The sequence below is a fragment of the Lysinibacillus boronitolerans JCM 21713 = 10a = NBRC 103108 genome (assembly GCF_000772935.1).
In the GTDB taxonomy this organism is placed as follows: domain Bacteria; phylum Bacillota; class Bacilli; order Bacillales_A; family Planococcaceae; genus Lysinibacillus; species Lysinibacillus boronitolerans.
On record NZ_JPVR01000080.1, the window covers coordinates 353,652 to 376,089 of the forward strand.

Here is a 22,438-nt window from a genome sequence, read left to right on the forward strand (position 1 = left end):
CCACTTTAAATTGTGGTTGTTAATCTATATTGAAAAGAGGTTTCTTATCTTTACAATAAAATTAAACACTCATGCGCATTATTTCTTGGTAAGCTTCAATCACCTTATTGCGAACTTCAATTGTTGCGTTTAGGGTAATGCTTGCCTTTTGCGAAGCAATCATCACTTCATGCAACTCCACATCTTCACCTTTAATTAGCTTCTGAGTAAACTTATCAGAAGTTATTTGTTGATCATTTACTTTTGCAATTGCTTCTTTTAGCGAGTTCGCGAAGCTTTGTTGCGCTTCATAAGGTGTTGCATTAAGTTTATTCGTGTTATTTACAACCTGAGTGGGTGTCATTAGCGAAATGGACGAAATGGCCATGTATGTATCTTCCTTTCTACTTAAATTTATTTACCAATCTCTAGAGCCTTCGTAAGCATGGATTTATTTGCATTAAATACAGTTATATTAGCCTCATAAGAACGAGTAGCCGACATTAAATCAACCATTTCTTTCAACGGATCGACATTGGGCATATTTACATAACCATCTGCATTTGCATCTGGATGAGTTGGGTCATATACAAGTTTGAAAGGTGTTTCTTGATCATCTGAAATTCGAGTAACTTTTACACCATTACCAACACCACTTTTTGCATTTTTACCTAGTGCTATATTCAAAAAATTTGAGAATTGTCCTTCTTGTGCTGCTAGCGTCACTGACTTACGTCGATATGGTTCCCATTCCCCATTCACTTGACGAGCGCGAGTTGTATCCATGTTAGCCATATTAGAAGAAATAACATCCATACGTAAACGTTGCGCTGTTAAAGCGGAGGCAGTGGTATTCATCCCATGAAATATAGACATCTATTACTTACCTCCTTTAATAACGGTATTCAATGTGTTTAATTTCCCATTAACACGATCGATTAGCGCATTATAATAAATTTGATTCTCTGCTAATTTTGCTTGCTCGGCATCCATATCTACAGCATTCCCATTGTTTCTATATCGCAAGTTCTCCACAATATTAACACCTGGTGTAGATTGTCGAAACGTGAAATCATAATGTCTATTATCAGTACGATATGCAGAAATAGCTATGCTCTTCTGCTCTTGCAGCATATCCTTAAAACTTACATTTTTCGCCTTATAATTAGGTGTATCGACATTGGCGATATTATTTGCGATTGTTTTATGATTTAAAGTGGCATAGGAAAGTCCTTTTTCCAGGCTACTAATAGTTCCTCCAAATATATTCAAAACTGTTCACCTCATTTTATTTCAATCTATGTACTTGTTAATTTATCCAATAATACAATTGTAATTAAGATGATACCTAGTGTCTATTGTCTTTTGTCACTTTTTAATAGTCTATACGCCCTATTTTTTCTCCCTCTCAACCATGACAAAACTTCCCCATCCTTTGTGCCTCTAAGCTTCAGTAAAGATTATTAATCATCTAGTTATTTTACACCATTTCGACAGTGTTTACGATTTTATTGTGAAATATGCCTTTTTATGAGGTTAATCGCCTTTTTTAATCTTAATTAAGAAAGGTCCCTTTTTACTAGTTCGATCAATAGTAGAGTATTTTATATAGAGATACTATACGTTTATTCACCATTCTTCCAAAGTAACATATATGGAATTTTTATATGCTAATGGTAGTGACAAATTATCGAACATTCTTAGGCTAAAAGCAACGAAATCCATGTTTTTGTATTAAATCTCTAAAAAAGAAGAGCTATAAAATTTCGAAAATACGCAAAAAAGCGTCTATATTTACCATAGACACTTTCATAATTTTGAAAAACAATACAATTAATAAACTTTTTAAGAAAGGTGAAACGCGTTAGCGTTTGCTTCTCTCACTCTGTTCTAAACTTCTTATACTCGTGTTGCTAACCTTTCATCTTATAAAACTACCACTCTGTTTAAGGTCTCATCTTTCTCACTATCTCACGCAGAAATCTATAGGCTTTCCACTCTAATCCTTAAAGGTGTACTCTCTTTTTAGCGAACGTTGCTTTATCACGCTTTGTTGTGACTATTCACCTTTTCACATTGAAAATAGACATAATACGTTTTATATTTTCTACTGCTATTATGAAAAGGCATTTTTGTATCCTGATAGCTAGCTGCATTCCTAGTGAATTAATCACTCCCCTGTATGCTGGCGGAACGAAAATCAGCCCTTCTCCTTTCCAAAAGGTCATGTACATCATTCTCTTTTTCAACAACAATAAAAGCGTCTATGTTTGCCATAGACGCTTTCGTTAGCTTCTTATAAGAAGCATTTATTTCATTTTAATTTCTGCTAAAGCATTTAAGAATTTATCGTTTAGTACTTTAATATAAGTACCTTTCATACCTAAAGAGCGAGATTCAATGACACCTGCTGATTCAAGTTTACGTAATGCGTTTACGATCACTGAACGTGTAATACCCACTCGGTCAGCAATCTTAGAAGCAACTAGTAAACCTTCATTACCATCAAGTTCTTCGAAAATGTGTTCAATTGCTTCTAACTCACTGTATGAAAGTGAATTAATAGCCATTTGCACGACAGCTTTGCTACGAGCTTCTTCTTCAATTTCTTCAGACTTTTCACGTAAAATTTCCATACCAACTACTGTTGCACCATACTCAGCTAAAATTAGATCATCATCTTCAAATTGTGAAGATAAACGAGCAAGGATTAATGTGCCTAAACGTTCCCCACCACCAACGATTGGTACAATTGTAGTTAAAGCGTTTTGGAATAAATCTTTATTTTCTACTGGGAAAGCAGTATGTTCATTATTAATGTCTAAATTTGAGGATGTTTCAGAGATCGTAAATAAGCTATGTGTGTATTCTTCTGGGAATTGTCTCTCTTCGAACATTTTTTTCATACGCTCATTTTCAATTTGTTGGTGAATTGAAATACCCAATAATTTACCTTTACGACTTAAAATATAGACATTACTATCGATAATATCACCTAATGTATCGGCCATTTCCTTAAAGTTTACCGGCTTACCAGCAGAAGCTTGAAGCATCGAGTTAATTTTACGTGTTTTTTCTAATAAATTCATTATATGTTCCTCCTATAAATAATCCGAAGAGTATTTACTAAATATTCTAAAGGTTTTTATTATTGAATGATACTAATCAGCTTTATCTTACAGTATAAACTGTGACAAATCTTTGTTTTTTACTATACCCGCAAGTTTTTGATCCACATACGCCGCATTGATCGGGATACTTGCTGGTGCAATTTCAGATGCCTCAAACGATAGTTCTTCCAGTAAACGTTCTAATATCGTGTGTAAACGACGGGCTCCGATATTATCTGTTTCCTGATTCACTTCGGTTGCTATCTCAGCTATTCGTTCAATAGCATCTGTCGTGAAATGAATTTCTACGCCTTCTGTCTCTAAAAGTGCTTTATATTGCAAAATTAATGATTGATCTGGTTCTTGTAAAATACGCACAAAATCCTGTTTTGTTAATTTTTCTAGCTCTACCCGAATTGGGAAACGGCCTTGCAACTCGGGAATTAGATCTGATGGTTTTGACATATGAAATGCCCCAGCAGCAACAAACAACATATAATCCGTTTTCACTGCACCATACTTCGTAGTAACAGTAGAACCTTCTACAATTGGTAAAATGTCACGTTGAACCCCTTCACGGGAGACATTCGCCGAAGTATTTCCTTCTTTACTAGCAATTTTATCGATTTCGTCAATAAAAATGATACCCGATTGCTCAGCCCTATTAATGGCTTCCTGTGCTACTTCATCTGCATCTATCAGCTTATTTGCTTCTTCTATTGTTAAAATACGACGTGCGTCTTTTACTTGCACACGGCGCTTTTTCTGTTTTTTAGGCATTAAACTAGATAGCATATCCTGCATACCACTATTCGCAGACATATCCATCCCAGTTCCTTGTAACGCATCAAAAATGGATGGATTTTGTTCTGTTACCTCTACAGTAACCCACTCATTTTCTAACTTACCATTGCGTAAATCAATCGCAATTTGAGCACGCTTCGAGCGAACTTCTCCATCATCTGCTGATGAATCATCATTTGTTGGTTGTTCTTTCCCACCGAATAGCATTTCAAACGGATTTTGCATCGCCTGTTTTTTACGTAAAGAAGGCACCAAAAGTTTCACGATTGCTTCATTTGCTAATTCTTCTGCTTGTTCTTTGACAGACTCCATCATTTCTTCTTTAACAAGACGATGAGAAGCTTCTACCAAGTCACGTACCATTGATTCAACATCTCTACCCACATAACCTACTTCGGTAAACTTTGTCGCTTCAACTTTTACAAAAGGAGCATTAGTAAGCTTTGCAATCCGTCTGGCTATTTCTGTTTTACCAACACCAGTTGGCCCAATCATCAAAATATTTTTCGGAATAACTTCAGCCTTCATATCTTCATTTAACAACGAACGACGATAGCGGTTTCGTAACGCAATAGCTACAGCTCGCTTAGCTTCATTCTGCCCAACAATGTAACGATCTAAATGCTCAGTAATTTGTCTTGGCGTTAAATTTTTTTGTGTCATTAGTTCAGCGCCTCCACGATAATATTATGATTCGTAAATACACAGATTTCAGCAGCTGTTTCTAATGCCGCTTCAGCAATTTCACGAGCAGTCATTGTTTCACCTGCATATTTTTTTAATGCTCTACCTGCAGACAATGCATAATTGCCACCAGAACCAATGGCCAAAATGCCATCATCAGGTTCAATCACTTCTCCTGTACCTGAAACGAGTAATAAAGTCGTTTTATCCATTACTAGTAGCATTGCTTCTAGCTGGCGCAGCATTTTATCACCACGCCATTGCTTTGCGACCTCAACGGCTGCACGCTGCAAATTACCGTTATACTCATTTAATTTGCCTTCAAACATTTCAAAAAGTGTAAAGGCATCAGCAACTGAACCTGCAAAACCAGCGAGGACCTGCCCATTAAACAGACGTCTGACCTTCCTTGCTGTACCCTTCATCACAACTGCATTTCCCAATGTTACTTGACCATCACCAGCCATGGCACAGCCTCCGTTATGATGAACCGCAAATATCGTTGTTGCATGAATTTGTCCCATCTGCCTTCCTCCTTAGCTCTATTATGCCCTTGGATGAGCATTCATATATGTTTGACGAAGATGCTCTTTTGTTACATGTGTGTAAACTTGTGTAGAAGATAAATGTGAGTGACCTAATAACTCCTGCACAGTCCGCAAATCTGCGCCATTATTCAATAAATGGGTGGCAAAAGTATGGCGAAGCATGTGTGGGTAAATTTTCGTATGGAGTGAGGCCTTGTCAATCATTTCGTTTAAAATATGACGTACCCCTCTAGGAGTAAGTTCCCCACCACGCATATTGACAAACAACTGCTGATGATTCGTTTTTTTCATCAATCGTGGACGAGCTTGCTCTATGTAGTCCTGCATTGCTAAACTCGCAAATTGACCAAATGGAATGATTCGTTCTTTTCGACCTTTGCCCATTACTCGAATGATCGAATAATGAAAATCCACATCCTCTACATGAATTGAAGTCAGTTCACTCACACGAATACCTGTTGCATATAACAGCTCTAATATAGCTATATTTCTTAATGATTTCAAATCATCACCAGTATTCGCATCAAATAACTGTTTTAATTCTTCTTCGTAGAAAAAATTGGGTAAGCGTGATTCTTTTTTCGGATGATAGAGCGAACGAAATGCTCCGTCATCTAATCCGTACTGTCTATTTAGAAAGCGAAAAAAGGAGCGGATCGAGGAAATTTTCCTAGAAATAGAAGCCCTCGCCCTTTTCTCATCGTACAACTTTGTTACATAAAGACGTGCATGTATATATTCAACACTTGCTAAATCATGGATTCCCTCCGTTTGTAAAAAGGTTAAAAAATCTAGCAGGTCTGATTCATATTCTCGCACTGTATGAACAGAGAAGTTCTTTTCAACTTGGATGTAAAGCATGAACTGTTCGAGTGCATCTTGGGACGAAACTAACACGGAAAGATTCACCACCAATAATTTATTAATAATTTTCTCAAATGACTGACACTTGTAATATAACGGATATACAATTCTTTGTCATCTCTTACAAGTTTGTATCGTTTTTCTTATCATTAATAAACATACATATTGACACTAAACCTATCTTCATAATATAGCAAGTGTAAATAGTTATATTATGAGAAAAACTCCATACAAAATAATAAAATACGTCTAATTAAGCATTTTGTCTACAAAAAGAAAAAGCCTCTAAGAGTATATCAACTTTTAGAGGCTTTTGGCAATTAAATTGTTTGTGAATTCACAAAATTTCGAATTGTGCTTATTGCGCGTGTTGCATGCATTTCCGCACGCTCTGGTTTAGAACGACGACCAGGTGGTAAGTCCGGGAAGATGCCGAAGTTTACATTCATAGGCTGGAAGTTTTTCGACTGTGCTTCTGTTATATAACGCGCCATGCTTCCTAATGCCGTTTCGAATGGGAAAATAATTGGCTCTTGTCCTAATGCTAAACGAGCTGCATTAATTCCTGCAATTAATCCACTACCTGCTGATTCAACATAGCCTTCTACACCTGTCATCTGACCTGCAAAGAAAATATTCTTTTGCTCACGAAGTTGATATGTTTTTTCTAAAACTTTCGGTGAATTAATGAAGGTATTTCTGTGCATGACGCCATAACGCACAATTTCTACATTCTCTAACCCAGGAATGAGCTGTAGTACTTCTTTTTGCGGACCCCATTTTAAATGCGTTTGGAAGCCAACAATGTTGTAAAGCGTGCCTGCTGCATCGTCTTGACGAAGTTGAACAACTGCGTAAGGGCGTTTTCCTGTTTTTGGATCCTCAAGACCAACTGGCTTCATCGGACCAAATAACATCGTTTTCTCTCCACGAGCTGCCATTACTTCAATTGGCATACAACCTTCAAAGTAAATTTCTTTTTCAAATTCCTTTAATGGCACAACTTCCGCTTCGATTAGTGCTTGGCGGAAACGATCGAATTCTTCCTTTGTCATAGGACAGTTTAAATAAGCCGCTTCCCCTTTATCATAACGAGATTTTAAATAAACTTTATTCATATCTATACTATCTTTTTCGATAATGGGTGCTGCTGCATCGTAAAAGTATAAATAGTCTAAGCCAGTTAAACCTTGAATTTTTTCAGCCAAAGCTTTTGAAGTTAATGGTCCTGTTGCAATAACTGTAATACCTTCTGGAATTTCTGTGACTTCTTCATGAATAACCTCCACAAGTGGATGGTTTTTCACAGCATCAGTTACATACCCTGCAAATTCGTGACGGTCTACTGCTAGAGCGCCTCCAGCAGGTACTGAACATTGATCTGCTGCCTTTAAGATAACAGAATCTAACATACGCATTTCTTCTTTTATAACGCCTACAGCATTCGTTAACCCGTTTGCACGCAATGAGTTAGAACAAACAAGTTCCGCAAATTTATCAGTATGGTGGGCTGGAGTCTGCTTTACAGGACGCATTTCATAAAGTTTAACTTTTATACCACGCTTAGCAATTTGCCAAGCTGCCTCGCTACCTGCAAGTCCTGCTCCTATTACATTTACTACTTGTTCAGTCATGTTTCTTACCATCTTCCTATCATTGAGTTGGTGCTTCTTCATAGTCACATTTCGTACATTGAATTTGCACACCTTTTTTTATCTTTTTCTCTACTAATAATGCACTACATTTTGGACATGGTCTATTAATTGGCTTGTCCCATGAAACAAATTCACATTCAGGATACTGATTGCAACCATAGAATAGACGCTTTGTTTTACTTTTTCGCTCCACAATTTCGCCCGTTTCACAGGAAGGACATTTCACACCAATAGGCTTCATAATCGCTTTTGTATTTCTACAATCCGGGAAATTAGAACAAGCCATAAATTTGCCATATCGTCCGAGCTTAAAGACCATTGGAGATCCGCAAAGTTCACAGTCTTCACCTGCAGGCTCATCTTTAATGACAACCTTTTCCATAGCCTCATCCGCATGTTTTACATGGACTTCAAAGTCCTTATAAAATTCTTCCACAACTTTTTTCCATTGTCGATTACCTTCTTCAATATCATCTAAATCTTGTTCCATCTGTGCTGTGAATTCGATGTTTATGATATCTGGGAAAAATTCTAGTACGAGTTGGTGTACGATCTCGCCCAGCTCTGTTGGCATAAAGCGTTTAGCATCTAATACAACATAGCCACGGCGCTGAATTGTATCGAGGGTCGGTGCATATGTGGACGGGCGCCCAATTCCTAGTTCTTCCATTGTTTTAACAAGTCGCGCCTCAGAATATCGTGGTGGTGGCTGTGTAAAATGTTGTTTAGGCTCAATTTCAAGCGATTTTACTTGATCACCAATTTCCATCTCAGGTAAAAGTTTTGTTGTCTCTTCTGTTTGATCATCAGTACCTTCAATATATAGTTTCATAAAGCCTGCGAATTTAACTTGTGAGCCGTTTGCACGGAATAAAACATCACCATTTTGAAGATCTACAGCTACCGTATCAAGTACTGCTGGTGCCATTTGACTTGCAATAAAGCGCTCCCAAATTAAGCGATATAAGCGTAACTGATCACGGCTAAGTACTGCCTTTAATTCATCTGGTGTCCGCATTGTACTTGTTGGACGTATCGCTTCATGAGCATCCTGTGCATTTGAAGCTTTCTTGGTTTGCTTTATCTCTGTTGCAATGTATTCTTTGCCATATTTCCCCTCAATATAGGTAACCGCTTCTGCTTTTGCCGTATCAGAAATACGTGTGGAATCGGTACGCATATAAGTGATTAACCCGACTGTTCCCTCTTTTTTTCCAATATCAATACCTTCGTATAATTGCTGTGCTAGCATCATGGTCTTCTTAGCTCGGAAATTTAATTTTCGTGCTGCTTCTTGCTGTAACGATGATGTTGTAAAGGCTGGTGCTGCATTACGTTTACGTTCCTTTTTCGTTACATTGACAACATCAAAGTTTGTTCCTTTAACATCTTTTAAGATTGCCTTTACTTGTGCTTCATTTGTTAATTTTATTTTGTCTTTACCATTTCCATAGTAAAGAGCATCAAATGATTTTTTTCCTTTTTCAAACGTTCCTTCAATTGTCCAATATTCTTCTGGTTGGAAGTTTTTAATTTCATTTTCACGATCAATGATCATGCGGAGCGCTACAGATTGTACCCGACCCGCTGATAAACCTTTTTTCACCTTTTTCCATAAAATTGGACTAATGTTATAGCCAACAAGTCGATCCAATATACGTCTTGTTTGCTGCGCATCTACTAAATCCATGTTAATTGGACGTGGATTTTTAAAAGACTCTATAATCGCATCTTTAGTTATTTCATTAAATACAACACGACAATCTGAGTGAATATCAATATTTAATGCAGTCGCAAGGTGCCAAGCAATTGCTTCTCCCTCGCGGTCTGGATCGGCCGCTAGATAAACTTTCTTTACTTTTTTAGCTGCAGACTTTAATTCCTGTAACACAGGTCCTTTACCACGTATCGTAATATATTTAGGCTCGAAATTATTTTCAGCGCTAACGCCCATCTGACTACGTGGAAGATCTCGTACGTGTCCAACCGACGCTTTCACTTTATATTTCTTTCCTAAATACCGTTCAATTGTTTTTGCTTTTGCTGGTGATTCTACAATCACTAAATAATCCGCCATCTATGTCTCCCCCTTAGCGAGGTCTATTACTAATTTTTTAAGTTACCTGTTGCAAAATGTATAACAGATTTTAAGATAATGCAACTTTTTTTCAATTTTTGTTAGAAAAGAGGTCCATTGTTTCAATGATTTGATGACCATTCACTATCGGAATTGCTCCTTCTAAAAGCAATTGATTTGTCCCCTTCGATTGAGTTGCATCTATAGGACCTGGCACCACAAATACATCTTTTCCTTGCTCTAATGCAAGCTCTGTTGTAATGAGTGTGCCACTTTTTAATGCCGCTTCTGTCACAACTAATGCTCGCGATAAACCACTAATGATTCGGTTACGCATTGGGAAATGCCATTTTTCAGGCTTCATATAAGGAGGATATTCTGTCATTAATAACTGGTGCTCTGCCATTTGTGTAGCAAGAATGCGATTTTCTGCAGGATAGAGATAATTAAAACCATGTCCAAGCACTGCTATTGTATGACCGCCCATATCCATTGTCGCCCTATGTGCCATTGTATCTGCACCTCTTGCAAGCCCACTAACAACCGTATAATCACGTTGAACAAGAGGTGGGACAATTAAGTCTATCGCTCTTTTCGAATACGCTGTCGCCTTCCTAGAGCCTATAATAGCTATCTGTTTTTTGTTTGTTAACAGGGAATATTGACCTTTCACATACAATACAGTAGGTGGACTTGATATTTCAAATAATTGCGCTGGGAAATAGGGATGATAAAACGGGATGGGGAAAATATGAGCCCGTTCATAGGCCTCTTCAAGTGGTATTGTCATAATTTGTCGAAAGCGCTGAGAAAGTTGAGATGCTTTATGTGCCGATATTTGTAAAACCTTTGCGATGTCGTCATAATGAATGTCTTCAAAAGTGCTTAAAAAATTCACAGGAGACAACAATTGCTGAAGTTTCTGAAGTGGTAATGGGTATACATAATGTAAGGCTAGTAATCTCTGCGTATCTACTGCTAGGATCATTCAATAAACCTCCTTTTATAATAGAAGAAATTAAATGACCGCATGATAATTTTCAACACAACATTTCATTATTATTTATAACATCTGCCACAAAATTGTTGATTTCTTCATAAGTAAGTAGGTAATTGTTGAATGAAGTATGATAAACAGTGTATAAATAATGAAAAAGATGTAGCCGTAATGGCTACATCTTCCATTTTAATGGGTTTTACACTTTTCGTATAGCCCTTTTTCTTTAATTACTTTAATCAATGTTTCACCAATTACAGAAGGTGTTTCTGCAACTTCAATACCAGCTTCGTTCATTGCTTTAATTTTCTCCGCTGCTGTTCCTTTACCGCCAGAAATGATAGCACCAGCGTGACCCATACGTTTTCCTGGAGGTGCAGTTTGTCCACCAATAAAGCCTACAACAGGTTTTGTCATATTTGCTTTAATCCATGCAGCTGCTTCTTCCTCAGCTGTACCACCGATTTCACCAATCATAACCACTGCGTAAGTTTCTGGATCATTATTAAAGGCTTCAAGTACATCAATGAAGTTTGTACCGTTGACAGGGTCTCCACCAATACCTACTGCAGTTGTTTGACCAATTCCAGCTTGTGTTAATTGATGTACTGCTTCATATGTTAATGTACCGGAACGAGAAACAACTCCTACATGGCCTTTTGTATGAATATAGCCAGGCATGATACCAATTTTACATTCATCAGCTGTAATAACACCTGGACAGTTTGGACCTACTAGGCGAGTGTTTTTGCCTTCCATATAACGTTTAACCTTAACCATATCAAGGACAGGAATATGCTCTGTGATACAGATTGTTAATTCTAATTCAGCATCAACAGCTTCTAAAATTGCATCTGCCGCAAATGGTGCAGGTACATAGATAACTGAAGTTGTAGCACCTGTTGCAGCTACAGCTTCTGCTACTGTATTGAAAACAGGAACTCCCTCGATTTCAAGTCCACCTTTACCTGGTGTTACACCTGCTACGATTTTAGTACCATACTCAAGCATTTGCTTCGTATGGAAAAGAGCTGTTTCGCCCGTAATCCCTTGTACAATTACCTTCGTATCTTTGTTAATAAATACAGCCATTGTTCTCCCTGCCTTCCTTAGCCTACTAGTCCCACAATTTTTTGTGCACCGTCAGCCATTGAATCCGCTGCAACGATGTTTAAACCAGACGCATTTAAAATTTCTTTTCCAAGTTCAACATTTGTACCTTCTAAGCGTACAACTAATGGCACAGCTAAACCAATCTCTTTAGCAGCCGTTACTACACCCTCAGCGATAATGTTACACTTCATAATTCCACCAAAGATGTTAACGAAAATGCCTTTTACGTTTGGATCAGAAAGGATAATTTTGAAAGCCTCTGTTACTTTTTCAGCTGTTGCACCGCCCCCTACATCTAGGAAGTTAGCAGGGCTTCCGCCATAATAACTAATTGTATCCATCGTTGCCATCGCAAGACCAGCACCGTTTACCATACAGCCAATATTTCCATCTAATGAAATATAGCTTAGGTCATATTTTGATGCTTCGATTTCTTTTGCATCTTCTTCGTCGAAATCGCGTAATTCGACAATATCCTTATGTCGATATAATGCATTAGCATCAAAATTGAATTTAGCATCTAGTGCTACAACCTCGCCTTGCCCAGTTACAACAAGAGGATTAATTTCTACAATTGATGCATCTTTGTCGATAAATGCTTGATATAAGCCTAACATTAATTTAACAGCTTTCCCTACAAGGTTTGCTGGAATATTCATATTAAACGCCATACGACGTGCTTGGAAGCTTGTTAATCCAACTACAGGATCTACTACTTCTTTGAAGATTTTCTCCGGATTCGTTTCCGCTACTTCTTCAATATCCATACCGCCTTCTTCAGATCCCATTACTGTAACACGAGATGTAGCACGGTCTAATACTAGACTTAAATAGTATTCTTTTTGGATATCAGAACCCTCTTCAATATACAAACGTTTTACTTCTTTTCCTTCTGGACCTGTTTGATGAGTCACTAAAATTTTTCCTAATAACTCTTTTGCGTATGTGCGCACCTCGTCAAGGTTTTTAGCGATTTTGACACCGCCTGCTTTACCGCGTCCACCTGCATGGATTTGCGCCTTGACTACTGTTACGTTTGAGCCAAGTTCCTTCGCTACTTTTACTGCTTCATCAGGGGAAAAAGCAACTTTTCCGTTTGGTACAGCTACACCATATTTTCTCAGAATCTCTTTCCCTTGATATTCATGGATATTCATAATACATCCTCCCATCAAACATTTGCATAGAATTGTTTTACTAACATAGACTATTCTAACGAAAGATTCTGATAAAGTCTACACTTTGTCTTTAGTTCGAATTTTCTCTCTTATTATGACGCTTTTTTCTATTTTGTGTACTAAAACAGCTTGCAAAAATAATCAGAATAATTCATTTTTTCTATATTTTCGCGCATGTTGTTGATCCAAACGATAAATAAATGCGAAAACTTCAGCTACAGCCTGATATAATTCTTCAGGAATAGACTCGTTTAAATCTAATTGACCAAGCAACTGCACAAGGTTAGGATCCTCATAAATCGGCACATTATGCTCATTTGCGCGAGCTAAAATATTTTCTGCAATTTTCCCTTTTCCCTTTGCTACAACAGTGGGACTATCAAATTGACCAAGCTTATACGTAAGCGCAATTGCCTCTTTTCGGGTAAATTTTTCTTCGCTCATACGCGGATATCCACCCCACTCTGCTCCTCTCGCTGTTCTACTACAGGACTTATTTTTTCCGTTTGCCCTTTGTCAAATTGTTTAATAAACACACCTGAAAGTTGATAATTTTTTTCTGCCAATCCAATTTTTAAGGCAGCCTTTAACGGCTCGGCAAGTGATTGAATTTCCGAATTTTCATTAAAGACCGTTACTGTGACAACTCTATTTTGAACCTGCATATCAATCACTGTTTCTTGCATGGAAGCCATTTGTAAATAAAACAAAACGCGTGCATAGTTAGCATCAATTTTGCCATTATCTTTCATGCGACCATTCCACTGTAAGGTTGCATCCATCTTCTTACCAAAAAATTCAAGTGGGACTTGCATGATGAGCTGATGTTGATGACCATTTTCTCCTGAAGATAGCTGCATTCCATTCATACGCGTCATAAGCATCTCTGCCGCTTCCTTCATTTGAGGGGTTATATTAGTTTCCTGCAATAATGTATGGAGCTGTGGTTTTAGCTGATGTGCAATCATGTGTAAATCAGCAGACTTGTTCCCTAGTGTTGCCTCATAGCTAATTCCTAAATTTTTCAACACCGTTTTAAGAGCATGTTCCATTGCTTTACTATCCATTGAATTTTGCACTAGTGCATCTGCTTGCGTTACAACTTGTTGTATGAATGGTTGCGAAGAATCAATACTATTTTTTACAAGATTGCGCATGAATGCCTCATTCTGTGAAGGAGAATTGGCCTCTTGCCTAAATAGGGATAACAAATGATCTTTCACCGAAAGTGCATGGGCATCCTGTGTAAATAAACGATCAGCTGTATTTTGAGTAAATGCTTTTAATAACTGATCCTGCATTTGTTTAGCAAAAACCTCTAACGTTTGTTTTGTTACTGGTAACTGATTAAAACGATCCACCAGTTGATTGATTTGCTGTTTTTGCTCATTGGTTAATAAATTTTGACTTCCAGTCCAGGATTTAAGTTGCTCCACTAGTTGACTAGCATTTTCTGGCCTTGTAGCAAGTATGGTTTGAATCACTTGACCAGCTTGCTGCATTGGCTGAAAGGCTTTTGCTTCATTCATATTTGACCAGTTTTGCAATGTAGCTTGCTGAGGCAGAATCCCCGACTCTTTTAAAATTGATAAAGCTTGCATTTTTTCACTCATTGTCGCAGCGCTATTGGTTAAACTTTGTAAAACCCTAGCAAGCACAACACTACCTGTTTCTACTTCAAAGGGCTTTGCAATCGCTTGTATTTGTTGCATTAAATTTTGCCTCAATGACTCAGATAGAGCTGTATCCTTCGCTAAAAGCTGAGCAAAGTTATCCATGATAGTGGTCATACCAGAAGTCTTTTGACCACTCATCAATGCTTGAAACACATCATTTGTCATAGGCATTTTAAGCTCTATCATTTTTTGAATGGTTTGCAGAGCATCTACTTTTGATATACCCTCTGGTAATGCCTTTAACCACATTTCAGCTTGCAACATTTGTTCTTTCGAAATGGGTAGCTGCGCTTTCATAAAATGCCCTAATAATTGCTGCATCTCTGCTGATTTAGGCAAATTCATGGATTCTAATAACTGATTAATTTGCTGACTAGGGGTAGCTGCCTGTGCCATTGGTCCAGTCACTATTTTCAATTCCGTTTGTGGATTTGTTCCTGTTACCTGAAAGAAATGGGCATCCCCAGCTTTTAACGGCACTTCGAGTTTAGCTATAAATTTTTGATTACCTACTTGTATTTCTGCCATTTGATCTGGATATAATTGCTTAATTGTTCCGTGAAATACTTGTCCTTGTTTTAAAGCAAGTGGTTGATTTGTCGAAGTTATTGCATTTTGCTGCAGTTGAATCGGATTAAATGATGTGGCTGTCATATACATACTCCTTTCATCAATTACTCCTTCGTGTAATTGTCTACCGTATTTTAACTTTATGAAAACATAGATTTTATTGGTTCAAATGATTTACGATGGTGAATAGTCGGTCCAAACTCTTCTAACGCTTTTAAATGCTGCTTTGTCCCATACCCTGCATGTTGCCCAAAGCCATACATCGGAAATTCCTCGTCTAATTGCTCCATATACTCATCCCGTGCTGTTTTAGCTAAAATGGATGCAGCTGCTATCGCTAAGCTCTTAGCATCTCCTTTTATAATCGAATCTTGAGGAATTGTAATAGGTAATGTCATAGCATCGATTAAAACAACATCAGGCTTCGTCGATAATGATTCAACACTTGCCTTCATAGATTGTTTTGTTGCCTCATATATATTCAGTTCATCAATTTGTTCGGCAGGTTGAAAATGAATTGAATAGCTTATGGCATGCTCTTTAATTAATGTTGCAAAGCCGTTTCGTTTATCCTTCGATAATTGCTTTGAGTCATTCAGACCAACAAGTGCCTCACAATTTGTCGGTAAAATTACAGCTGCCGTCACGACCGGTCCTGCTAGTGGTCCCCGTCCTGCTTCATCTACACCCGCAATAAATGCATCAGTTCCCCCATAGCTTAAATCGAATGCAACTTTTTTTTGGTGCTCTTGCAGTAATTGACGTTTTTTATCCTGTCTCTTTTGCCAAGTTAGCCATGCCTTTTGTATACCTGCTCTTTCATCCGCTGCAATTTCTTTCATCCAATCTTGCCATTCTTCAGCAGCCTTCAATGCACTTGTAATTTCCTTAATGGTTTTCATTGTGTACTCCTTCTTACTTCTATTCAATCAAACTATATCATGTTCGGTTCTTATGTAGTCTCTTTAACTCGAAAACTATTTTCCTCTCTATCATCATTATCGGTTAAAAAATGTATTCCTAAAAGAAAAACTGCCACAAAAGAACGTGTGACAGTTTCAAATCCTTATAGTTGTTCAGTTGTTTCTTTTTCTAACTGCTCGTCCACAAAATCAAAGGTAAGTTTACCTAATTGTAATCCACGGATATCTCGAACAATTAGTTGGGCCACTTGATCATAATCTATTTCTCCACCAGGACCAAATACACGACGTAGCTTACCAATATGGTCAAAAGTATCCACTAACTCCTCATGGATAAACTCGAGACCGTAACGCTCCTCCATACGCTTTGGATAATGATTAGATAAGAATCGTAACCCATAGACAGCTAGGTCTTCCATATTTGTAATAGTATCCTTAATAGCTCCAGTTAAAGCTAATTTAAAGCCAACTTCTTGATCCTCAAACTTTGGCCATAAAATACCTGGTGTATCCAATAGTTCAAGCTCTTTACCTACTTTGATCCATTGTTGTGCCTTTGTCACACCTGGTGTATTGCCCGTTTTAGCGATATTTTTTTTCGCTAAGCGATTAATCAATGTGGATTTGCCCACATTTGGAATGCCCACAATCATGGCACGAATAGCCCTAGGTTTCATTCCTTTTGCTTTCATGCGGTCAAATTTTTCTTTTAAAATTTCTTGTGCCGCTTTCGTGACTTGCTGTAAGCCCTTGCCCTCAAGTGAGTTAATGGCTACTGCTTTATGACCACGCTTTGCAAAATACTCTACCCATTTCCGTGTTTCTTGTTCATCTGCCATATCCGCTTTATTTAAGATCAAAAGACGAGGTTTTTGGTTAATGACTTCATCAATCATCGGATTACGTGAGGATAGCGGTAAACGTGCATCTATTAATTCAAATATAATATCGACAAGCTTTAATTTTTCAGTTACTTCACGTCGGGCTTTAGCCATATGCCCTGGAAACCATTGTATCGTCACAGCTATACCTCCTAAACTAAAAGAAAAAGGGAGTAATTTTGCTCTCCCTTTCATGCATTACTTTACAATTTTTATGTCACTAAACGGCCAGAAAATCAGACTGGTATTACCAATAATTTCTTTCTGGTCAACAAGGCCAATATGTCGACTGTCTTTACTATATCGACGATTATCTCCCATAACAAAGATATACCCCTCAGGAATGGTATTGCTATCCAAGGAAACATCAATGTCATTTAAGGTGAAATCTTCTGTTAAGGTCCCCTCAGTAATTTGCGCTTTATAGGCATCTAAATAGGGTTCATCAATTGGCTCACCATTTATATACAATTGATCATCCTTATACTCTAGTGTATCTCCTGGCAATCCAATTACACGCTTTATGTAATTTTTTTGTTCAGGTGCATGAAATACAACAATGTCAAAGCGTTTTGGCTCACCTATTTTATAACCAATTTTATTCACAATCATTCGATCGCCATCTTCAAGGGTTGGCATCATGGACTCTCCATCAACTGCAATGGGTGTAAATAAAAAATATCGAATAACTGCAGCAATCGCAAATGCAATTAATAGTGCTTTTGTCCATTCCCATAATTCATTTTTTTCTTTCACTTGTTTTTCCATTGAGAATTGCCTCCTCGTCTAACACCATTTTAGATGATAGTGAATAAAGATGACAAGCAAAAAGAAAAGAGGCTTGAACACAAGCCCCTCACTTTTAAGTCATAATTATCGAATTTCTTTAATACGAGCAGCTTTACCACGTAGGTTACGTAGGTAGTAAAGTTTAGCACGACGTACTTTACCACGACGTACAACTTCTAAGTTAGCGATTTTTGGTGTGTGTACAGGGAATGTACGCTCAACACCTACACCGTAAGAAATTTTACGAACTGTGAAAGTTTCGCTAATTCCGCCACCACGACGTTTAATTACTACACCTTCGAAAATTTGGATACGTTCACGAGTACCCTCTACTACTTTCACGTGTACCTTAACAGTATCACCAGGACGGAAAGCTGGTAGATCAGAGCGAAGCTGAGATTTTGTAATTTCTGCAATAATGTTTGACATTGTTTTCTCTCCTTAGACAGATGCTCTTGCACGCAATCTATGCCACAGCGGAACACCGTAATTCAGTACTTCACATAGAAGTACAGATTAGATGTTATCATAAATAGGGTCGGCAATCAAGCATCTAGATGATTGTTTTTTAGTTTTTCTAGATACAATTTTTGCTTATCTGTTAATGGATATTGCTCCAGTAAGTCTGGACGGCGTTCAAAAGTTCTTTTCAGTGACTGTTCCTCTCGCCATTGCTCGATTTTAGCATGATTCCCCGATAATAAAACATCGGGTACCTTCATGCCACGGAACTCAGCAGGTCGTGTATAATGTGGATGCTCAAGTAGACCCGTTGAAAAAGAATCCTGGATATGTGAATCCTCTTGCCCTAAGACACCGGGTAATAATCTAACTACACTATCAATAACAGTCATAGCACCTAATTCCCCACCTGTTAAGACAAAATCGCCAATGGAAATTTCGTCTGTCACGAGGTGCTGACGTATACGCTCATCATAGCCTTCATAATGACCACATAAGAACACCAACTCTGTTTCCTGCGCTAGCTCTTCTGCTTTTTTCTGCGTAAAGCGTTCACCCTGAGGACACATTAATATGATACGTGGCTGTTTATCTGCCGTTATAGCCTCTACTGCACTAAACATCGGTTCAGGCTTTAATACCATACCTGCACCACCACCATATGGATAGTCGTCAACCTGATTATGCTTGTTCCCTGAAAATGTACGAATATCCGTTACCTCTAACTTTACAGCACCCTTTTCTTGTGCCTTCTTTAAAATAGATGCACCAAAAACGCCTGAAAACATATCCGGGAACAGGCTCAATACATGAATATTCATCATAATAAGCCTTCCATAACATGAATGACTATTTTTTTGTCCATAACATCAATATCTTTCACGATATCTTCTATATAAGGGATATAGTGTTCTTTCTTAGAGCCTTTTACTACCCAAACATCGTTTGCCCCTGTTTGCAGGATCTCTGTCACAACACCGATTGTTTCGCCCTCTTCAGAAATAACTGTGCAGCCTATTATTTCATGGAAAAAGAACTCATTTTCTTCAAGAAGATCATCAGTCATTTGATCTTTAGTCACTTTCAGCATGCCTTCTTTAAATGGCTCAACCAAGTTGATATTGTTCATGCCTTCAAAAGTTAATAAAATAAAGTTTTTATGACGACGCATAGAGTCAATCGTTACCCAGGTTGGCTTCTTATCGTCTTTTTTAAAGGCAGCAAGCTTATTTCCTACCGCAAAACGCTCTTCTTCAAAGTCTGTTGTCGATAATACACGTACCTCACCACGAATACCGTGCGTATTGACAATTCGACCTACATTAAACCATTCCATTCTACTTTCACCTCGTAAAAAACATGCTTATCTCCACAATGCATCTCGCTTATCCAAAAAAGGTTCCGTTCTTGCAAATGTGCTTTGGAAGAATGTTGTTTTAGCTAAGACTCATTTGTCTTGTTAAGAATAATATAAGCAATATCCTTTAGCTATACTCCTTATTCAAGCTTTAATTTCCACTTAAATAGAAGTCATAGCGATATGCTGATGTTAAAAAAAGATAAAAAAAGGAAGGAACCTACAAGCTCCCTCCTTTTTCGTCCAGATTTTACGCTTCATACTAAAAGGCCACTTCGAACTCCTAAGCGACATGTAAACACACCTATCAGGACTCACTAGTACTTGTTGCAAGAGCGTGAAAATCTTTTCTATTAATCCAATATATCGACGTAGGTCTTCTTTTGATGGTGACTACCTGCCGCTGAATAAACAATTGTACGAATCGCTTTTGCTACTCGCCCTTGCTTGCCTATGACTTTCCCTCTATCCTCTGGATGAACAAAAAGTTTATAAACAATTCGATTTGCATTTTCATCCGTCTCAATACGAACTTCTTCTGGATAATCGACTAACGGTAAAACGATTGCTTCAATCAGCTGCTTCAAAGACGTCGCCCCCGATTATTTACTGAATTTTTGGTTATGGAATTTTTCCATGATACCTTGTTCTGAGAACAAGTTACGTACTGTATCTGATGGTTTTGCACCGTCAGCTAACCATTTAAGAGCTTTCTCTTCATCAATGTTTACAGTAGCTGGTTGAGTTAGTGGGTTGTAAGTACCAACTGTTTCGATTTGACGACCGTCACGTGGTGAACGAGCGTCTGCAACTACGATACGATAGAAAGGAGATTTTTTAGCTCCCATACGTTTTAAGCGAATTTTAACTGCCATTTTAATAGCACCTCCGAATAAGTTTCACACAAGATAGTATATTATCAATGTTTAGGTTGTTTGTAAAGTGTTTTTTCTTAACACCTAAAAATTATTATTTAAACAATGAATCAAAGCCTGGTAATTTCATTTTTTTCTTCCCTTTACCACTTGTCATTCCAGTCATTTGCTTCATCATTTTTTTCATTTCATCGAATTGCTTAATGAGACGATTCACCTCTTGAATAGATGTCCCAGAGCCTTTCGCAATACGCTTTTTACGGCTACCATTCATGATTTCTGGGTTGGTCTTTTCAGCAGGCGTCATCGAGTAAATAATGGCCTCTACACGCCCCATTTGCTTATCATCAACTTTTACATTATCTAAGCCTTTGATTTTGTTAGCACCTGGTAGCATTTTTAAAATTTCATCAAGAGGGCCCATTTTCTTGACTTGCTGCAATTGCTCGACAAAATCATCAAAAGTGAATGTTTGAGATTTAAACTTTTCTTCTAATTCTTTTGCCTTAGCTTCATCTACATTTGCCTGAGCTTTCTCGATAAGTGACAGAACATCGCCCATACCTAATATACGAGATGCCATACGCTCTGGATGGAATGGTTCAAGCGCATCCATTTTTTCGCCCATCCCGACAAATTTAATTGGCTTTTGTGTCACAGAGCGGATAGATAATGCAGCACCACCACGCGTATCACCGTCAAGTTTTGTTAAAACAACCCCAGTAATACCGATTGCTTCATTAAAGCTTTCTGCTACATTGACTGCATCTTGACCCGTCATGGCATCAACAACTAGGAAAACCTCATCTGGCTCTTTTAATGCACGAATATCCTTTAACTCTTGCATTAGGTCTTCATCGATATGAAGTCGACCAGCTGTATCGATAATTACCACATCATGATGCTCTTCCTTTGCCAATTCAATTGCCTGACGTGCAATTTCTACAGGAGATACCTCGGTACCTAATGCAAAAACAGGTAGTGATAACTGTTTTCCTAATGTCTGTAATTGTTGAACAGCTGCTGGACGATAAACGTCAGCGGCAACTAGTAATGGTTTACGATTATATTTTTTTCGTAGAACATTTGCCAATTTACCTGTAGTTGTCGTTTTACCCGCACCTTGTAGACCAACCATCATAATGACAGTGGGTGGCTTCGTATTAAACTTAATGGGACTTTGTTCGCCCCCCATTAATTCTGTTAGTTCATCCTGTACAATTTTAATAACTTGCTGACCTGGCGTTAAACTTTGCATAACATCAACACCGACAGCACGTTCACTTACCTTTTTTACGAATTCTTTGACTACTTTTAAGTTAACATCCGCCTCGATTAAAGCAAATCGGACTTCTCGCATCATTTCCTTAACGTCTTGCTCTGATACTTTCCCTTTGCCTTTAATCTTTTGGATCGTTCCTTGGAGTCGTTCCGCTAATCCTTCAAAAGCCATTGCTTTCGCCTCCTAATCCCATTCTTTCAGCTGTTCAATAAGTGCTAGCTGCTCTTCAGCTGTCATACTCTTTTCTGTAATCCCCATTGTTAGCTGTGACAGCATTTGGGTACGTTGTTGAAATTTTTCAAGTAAACATAATTTTTCTTCATATTCCTCAAGCATCGCTTCTGTACGACGAATATTATCGTAAACAGCTTGGCGTGAAACACCATACGATTCAGCAATTTCTCCTAGAGAGTTATCATCCAAATAGTATAGCTCCATATAACTTCTTTGTTTATCAGTTAATAATGCTTGATAAAAGTCGAAGAGAAAGTTCATGCGTGTTGTTTTTTCAAGTAGCATCGAATGTTTCTCCTCCCGCTATTAGTCATTTGTATCATAACGAAAAGCGCCCGTCTGTGTCAAGGTAATCTCCTTGTCTAAAAGCTTAAATTGCT

Annotated in this window: 24 protein-coding genes; all 24 read right to left on the minus strand. The window is 37.9% G+C overall.

Features of this window, described 5'->3' with window-relative positions; all coding sequences use genetic code 11:
• Window positions 1-61: 61 nt before the first annotated feature.
• A complete protein-coding gene (fliE, locus tag CD31_RS20200; protein ID WP_004269303.1) occupies window positions 62-367 on the minus strand; it encodes a flagellar hook-basal body complex protein FliE in 306 nt (101 codons plus the stop codon).
• Window positions 368-393: 26 nt separating this feature from the next.
• A complete protein-coding gene (flgC, locus tag CD31_RS20205) occupies window positions 394-855 on the minus strand; it encodes a flagellar basal body rod protein FlgC (RefSeq protein ID WP_016994579.1) in 462 nt (153 codons plus the stop codon).
• A 3-nt stretch (window positions 856-858) separates the two neighbouring features.
• The gene (gene flgB / locus CD31_RS20210; RefSeq protein WP_016994580.1) at window positions 859-1,251 is read right to left on the minus strand and encodes a flagellar basal body rod protein FlgB; all 393 of its coding nucleotides are present in this window, start codon (window positions 1,249-1,251) and stop codon (window positions 859-861) included.
• Between the two features lie 1,037 nt (window positions 1,252-2,288).
• On the minus strand, window positions 2,289-3,068 hold the full coding sequence (gene codY, locus CD31_RS20215) for a GTP-sensing pleiotropic transcriptional regulator CodY (RefSeq protein WP_004229266.1): 780 nt from the start codon (window positions 3,066-3,068) through the stop codon (window positions 2,289-2,291).
• 87 nt (window positions 3,069-3,155) lie between these two features.
• Window positions 3,156-4,556, minus strand: a complete 1,401-nt coding sequence (hslU, locus tag CD31_RS20220) for an ATP-dependent protease ATPase subunit HslU (protein WP_036080485.1) — start codon at window positions 4,554-4,556, stop codon at window positions 3,156-3,158.
• The gene (hslV, locus tag CD31_RS20225; RefSeq protein WP_004229270.1) at window positions 4,556-5,101 is read right to left on the minus strand and encodes an ATP-dependent protease subunit HslV; all 546 of its coding nucleotides are present in this window, start codon (window positions 5,099-5,101) and stop codon (window positions 4,556-4,558) included. Before hslV ends, hslU begins: the two co-directional genes overlap by 1 nt.
• 21 nt (window positions 5,102-5,122) lie before the next feature.
• Window positions 5,123-6,022, minus strand: a complete 900-nt coding sequence (xerC, locus tag CD31_RS20230) for a tyrosine recombinase XerC (RefSeq protein ID WP_036080487.1) — start codon at window positions 6,020-6,022, stop codon at window positions 5,123-5,125.
• Between the two features lie 287 nt (window positions 6,023-6,309).
• Complete coding sequence (gene trmFO / locus CD31_RS20235; RefSeq protein ID WP_036080490.1) at window positions 6,310-7,623, minus strand: FADH(2)-oxidizing methylenetetrahydrofolate--tRNA-(uracil(54)-C(5))-methyltransferase TrmFO; 1,314 nt, start codon at window positions 7,621-7,623, stop codon at window positions 6,310-6,312.
• Window positions 7,624-7,642: 19 nt separating this feature from the next.
• The gene (gene topA / locus CD31_RS20240; protein WP_016994084.1) at window positions 7,643-9,721 is read right to left on the minus strand and encodes a type I DNA topoisomerase; all 2,079 of its coding nucleotides are present in this window, start codon (window positions 9,719-9,721) and stop codon (window positions 7,643-7,645) included.
• 91 nt (window positions 9,722-9,812) lie between these two features.
• Window positions 9,813-10,709 carry a DNA-processing protein DprA gene (gene dprA / locus CD31_RS20245; protein WP_036080493.1) on the minus strand — a complete coding sequence of 299 codons (897 nt, stop codon included), beginning with the start codon at window positions 10,707-10,709 and terminating at the stop codon, window positions 9,813-9,815.
• 198 nt (window positions 10,710-10,907) lie between these two features.
• Window positions 10,908-11,810 (minus strand): succinate--CoA ligase subunit alpha, encoded by a 903-nt coding sequence (sucD, locus tag CD31_RS20250; protein WP_004229280.1) that lies wholly within the window; start codon window positions 11,808-11,810, stop codon window positions 10,908-10,910.
• 17 nt (window positions 11,811-11,827) lie between these two features.
• Window positions 11,828-12,988 carry an ADP-forming succinate--CoA ligase subunit beta gene (gene sucC / locus CD31_RS20255; RefSeq protein WP_036080495.1) on the minus strand — a complete coding sequence of 387 codons (1,161 nt, stop codon included), beginning with the start codon at window positions 12,986-12,988 and terminating at the stop codon, window positions 11,828-11,830.
• Window positions 12,989-13,150: 162 nt separating this feature from the next.
• Complete coding sequence (locus CD31_RS20260; protein WP_036080498.1) at window positions 13,151-13,453, minus strand: EscU/YscU/HrcU family type III secretion system export apparatus switch protein; 303 nt, start codon at window positions 13,451-13,453, stop codon at window positions 13,151-13,153.
• Window positions 13,450-15,339, minus strand: a complete 1,890-nt coding sequence (locus tag CD31_RS20265) for a hypothetical protein (protein WP_036080501.1) — start codon at window positions 15,337-15,339, stop codon at window positions 13,450-13,452. Before CD31_RS20265 ends, CD31_RS20260 begins: the two co-directional genes overlap by 4 nt.
• A gap of 56 nt (window positions 15,340-15,395) precedes the next feature.
• Window positions 15,396-16,157, minus strand: a complete 762-nt coding sequence (locus tag CD31_RS20270; RefSeq protein ID WP_036080504.1) for a ribonuclease HII — start codon at window positions 16,155-16,157, stop codon at window positions 15,396-15,398.
• 164 nt (window positions 16,158-16,321) lie between these two features.
• Window positions 16,322-17,200: a ribosome biogenesis GTPase YlqF gene (gene ylqF / locus CD31_RS20275; RefSeq protein WP_036080507.1), complete on the minus strand. Its 879-nt coding sequence runs from the start codon at window positions 17,198-17,200 to the stop codon at window positions 16,322-16,324.
• Window positions 17,201-17,257: 57 nt separating this feature from the next.
• The gene (gene lepB / locus CD31_RS20280; protein WP_036080510.1) at window positions 17,258-17,827 is read right to left on the minus strand and encodes a signal peptidase I; all 570 of its coding nucleotides are present in this window, start codon (window positions 17,825-17,827) and stop codon (window positions 17,258-17,260) included.
• 105 nt (window positions 17,828-17,932) lie between these two features.
• Window positions 17,933-18,277: a 50S ribosomal protein L19 gene (gene rplS / locus CD31_RS20285; RefSeq protein ID WP_016994916.1), complete on the minus strand. Its 345-nt coding sequence runs from the start codon at window positions 18,275-18,277 to the stop codon at window positions 17,933-17,935.
• Window positions 18,278-18,393: 116 nt separating this feature from the next.
• Complete coding sequence (gene trmD / locus CD31_RS20290) at window positions 18,394-19,131, minus strand: tRNA (guanosine(37)-N1)-methyltransferase TrmD (RefSeq protein WP_026023516.1); 738 nt, start codon at window positions 19,129-19,131, stop codon at window positions 18,394-18,396.
• Window positions 19,131-19,646 (minus strand): ribosome maturation factor RimM, encoded by a 516-nt coding sequence (gene rimM / locus CD31_RS20295; protein WP_016994914.1) that lies wholly within the window; start codon window positions 19,644-19,646, stop codon window positions 19,131-19,133. Before rimM ends, trmD begins: the two co-directional genes overlap by 1 nt.
• Before the next feature lie 374 nt (window positions 19,647-20,020).
• A complete protein-coding gene (locus CD31_RS20300) occupies window positions 20,021-20,254 on the minus strand; it encodes a KH domain-containing protein (RefSeq protein ID WP_004269410.1) in 234 nt (77 codons plus the stop codon).
• 15 nt (window positions 20,255-20,269) lie between these two features.
• Window positions 20,270-20,542, minus strand: coding sequence for a 30S ribosomal protein S16 (gene rpsP, locus CD31_RS20305; protein WP_004269411.1), 273 nt, complete (start codon window positions 20,540-20,542; stop codon window positions 20,270-20,272).
• A gap of 94 nt (window positions 20,543-20,636) precedes the next feature.
• Window positions 20,637-21,995 (minus strand): signal recognition particle protein, encoded by a 1,359-nt coding sequence (gene ffh / locus CD31_RS20310; RefSeq protein ID WP_016994913.1) that lies wholly within the window; start codon window positions 21,993-21,995, stop codon window positions 20,637-20,639.
• A gap of 12 nt (window positions 21,996-22,007) precedes the next feature.
• Window positions 22,008-22,343 (minus strand): putative DNA-binding protein, encoded by a 336-nt coding sequence (locus tag CD31_RS20315; protein WP_016994912.1) that lies wholly within the window; start codon window positions 22,341-22,343, stop codon window positions 22,008-22,010.
• Window positions 22,344-22,438 lie beyond the last annotated feature (95 nt).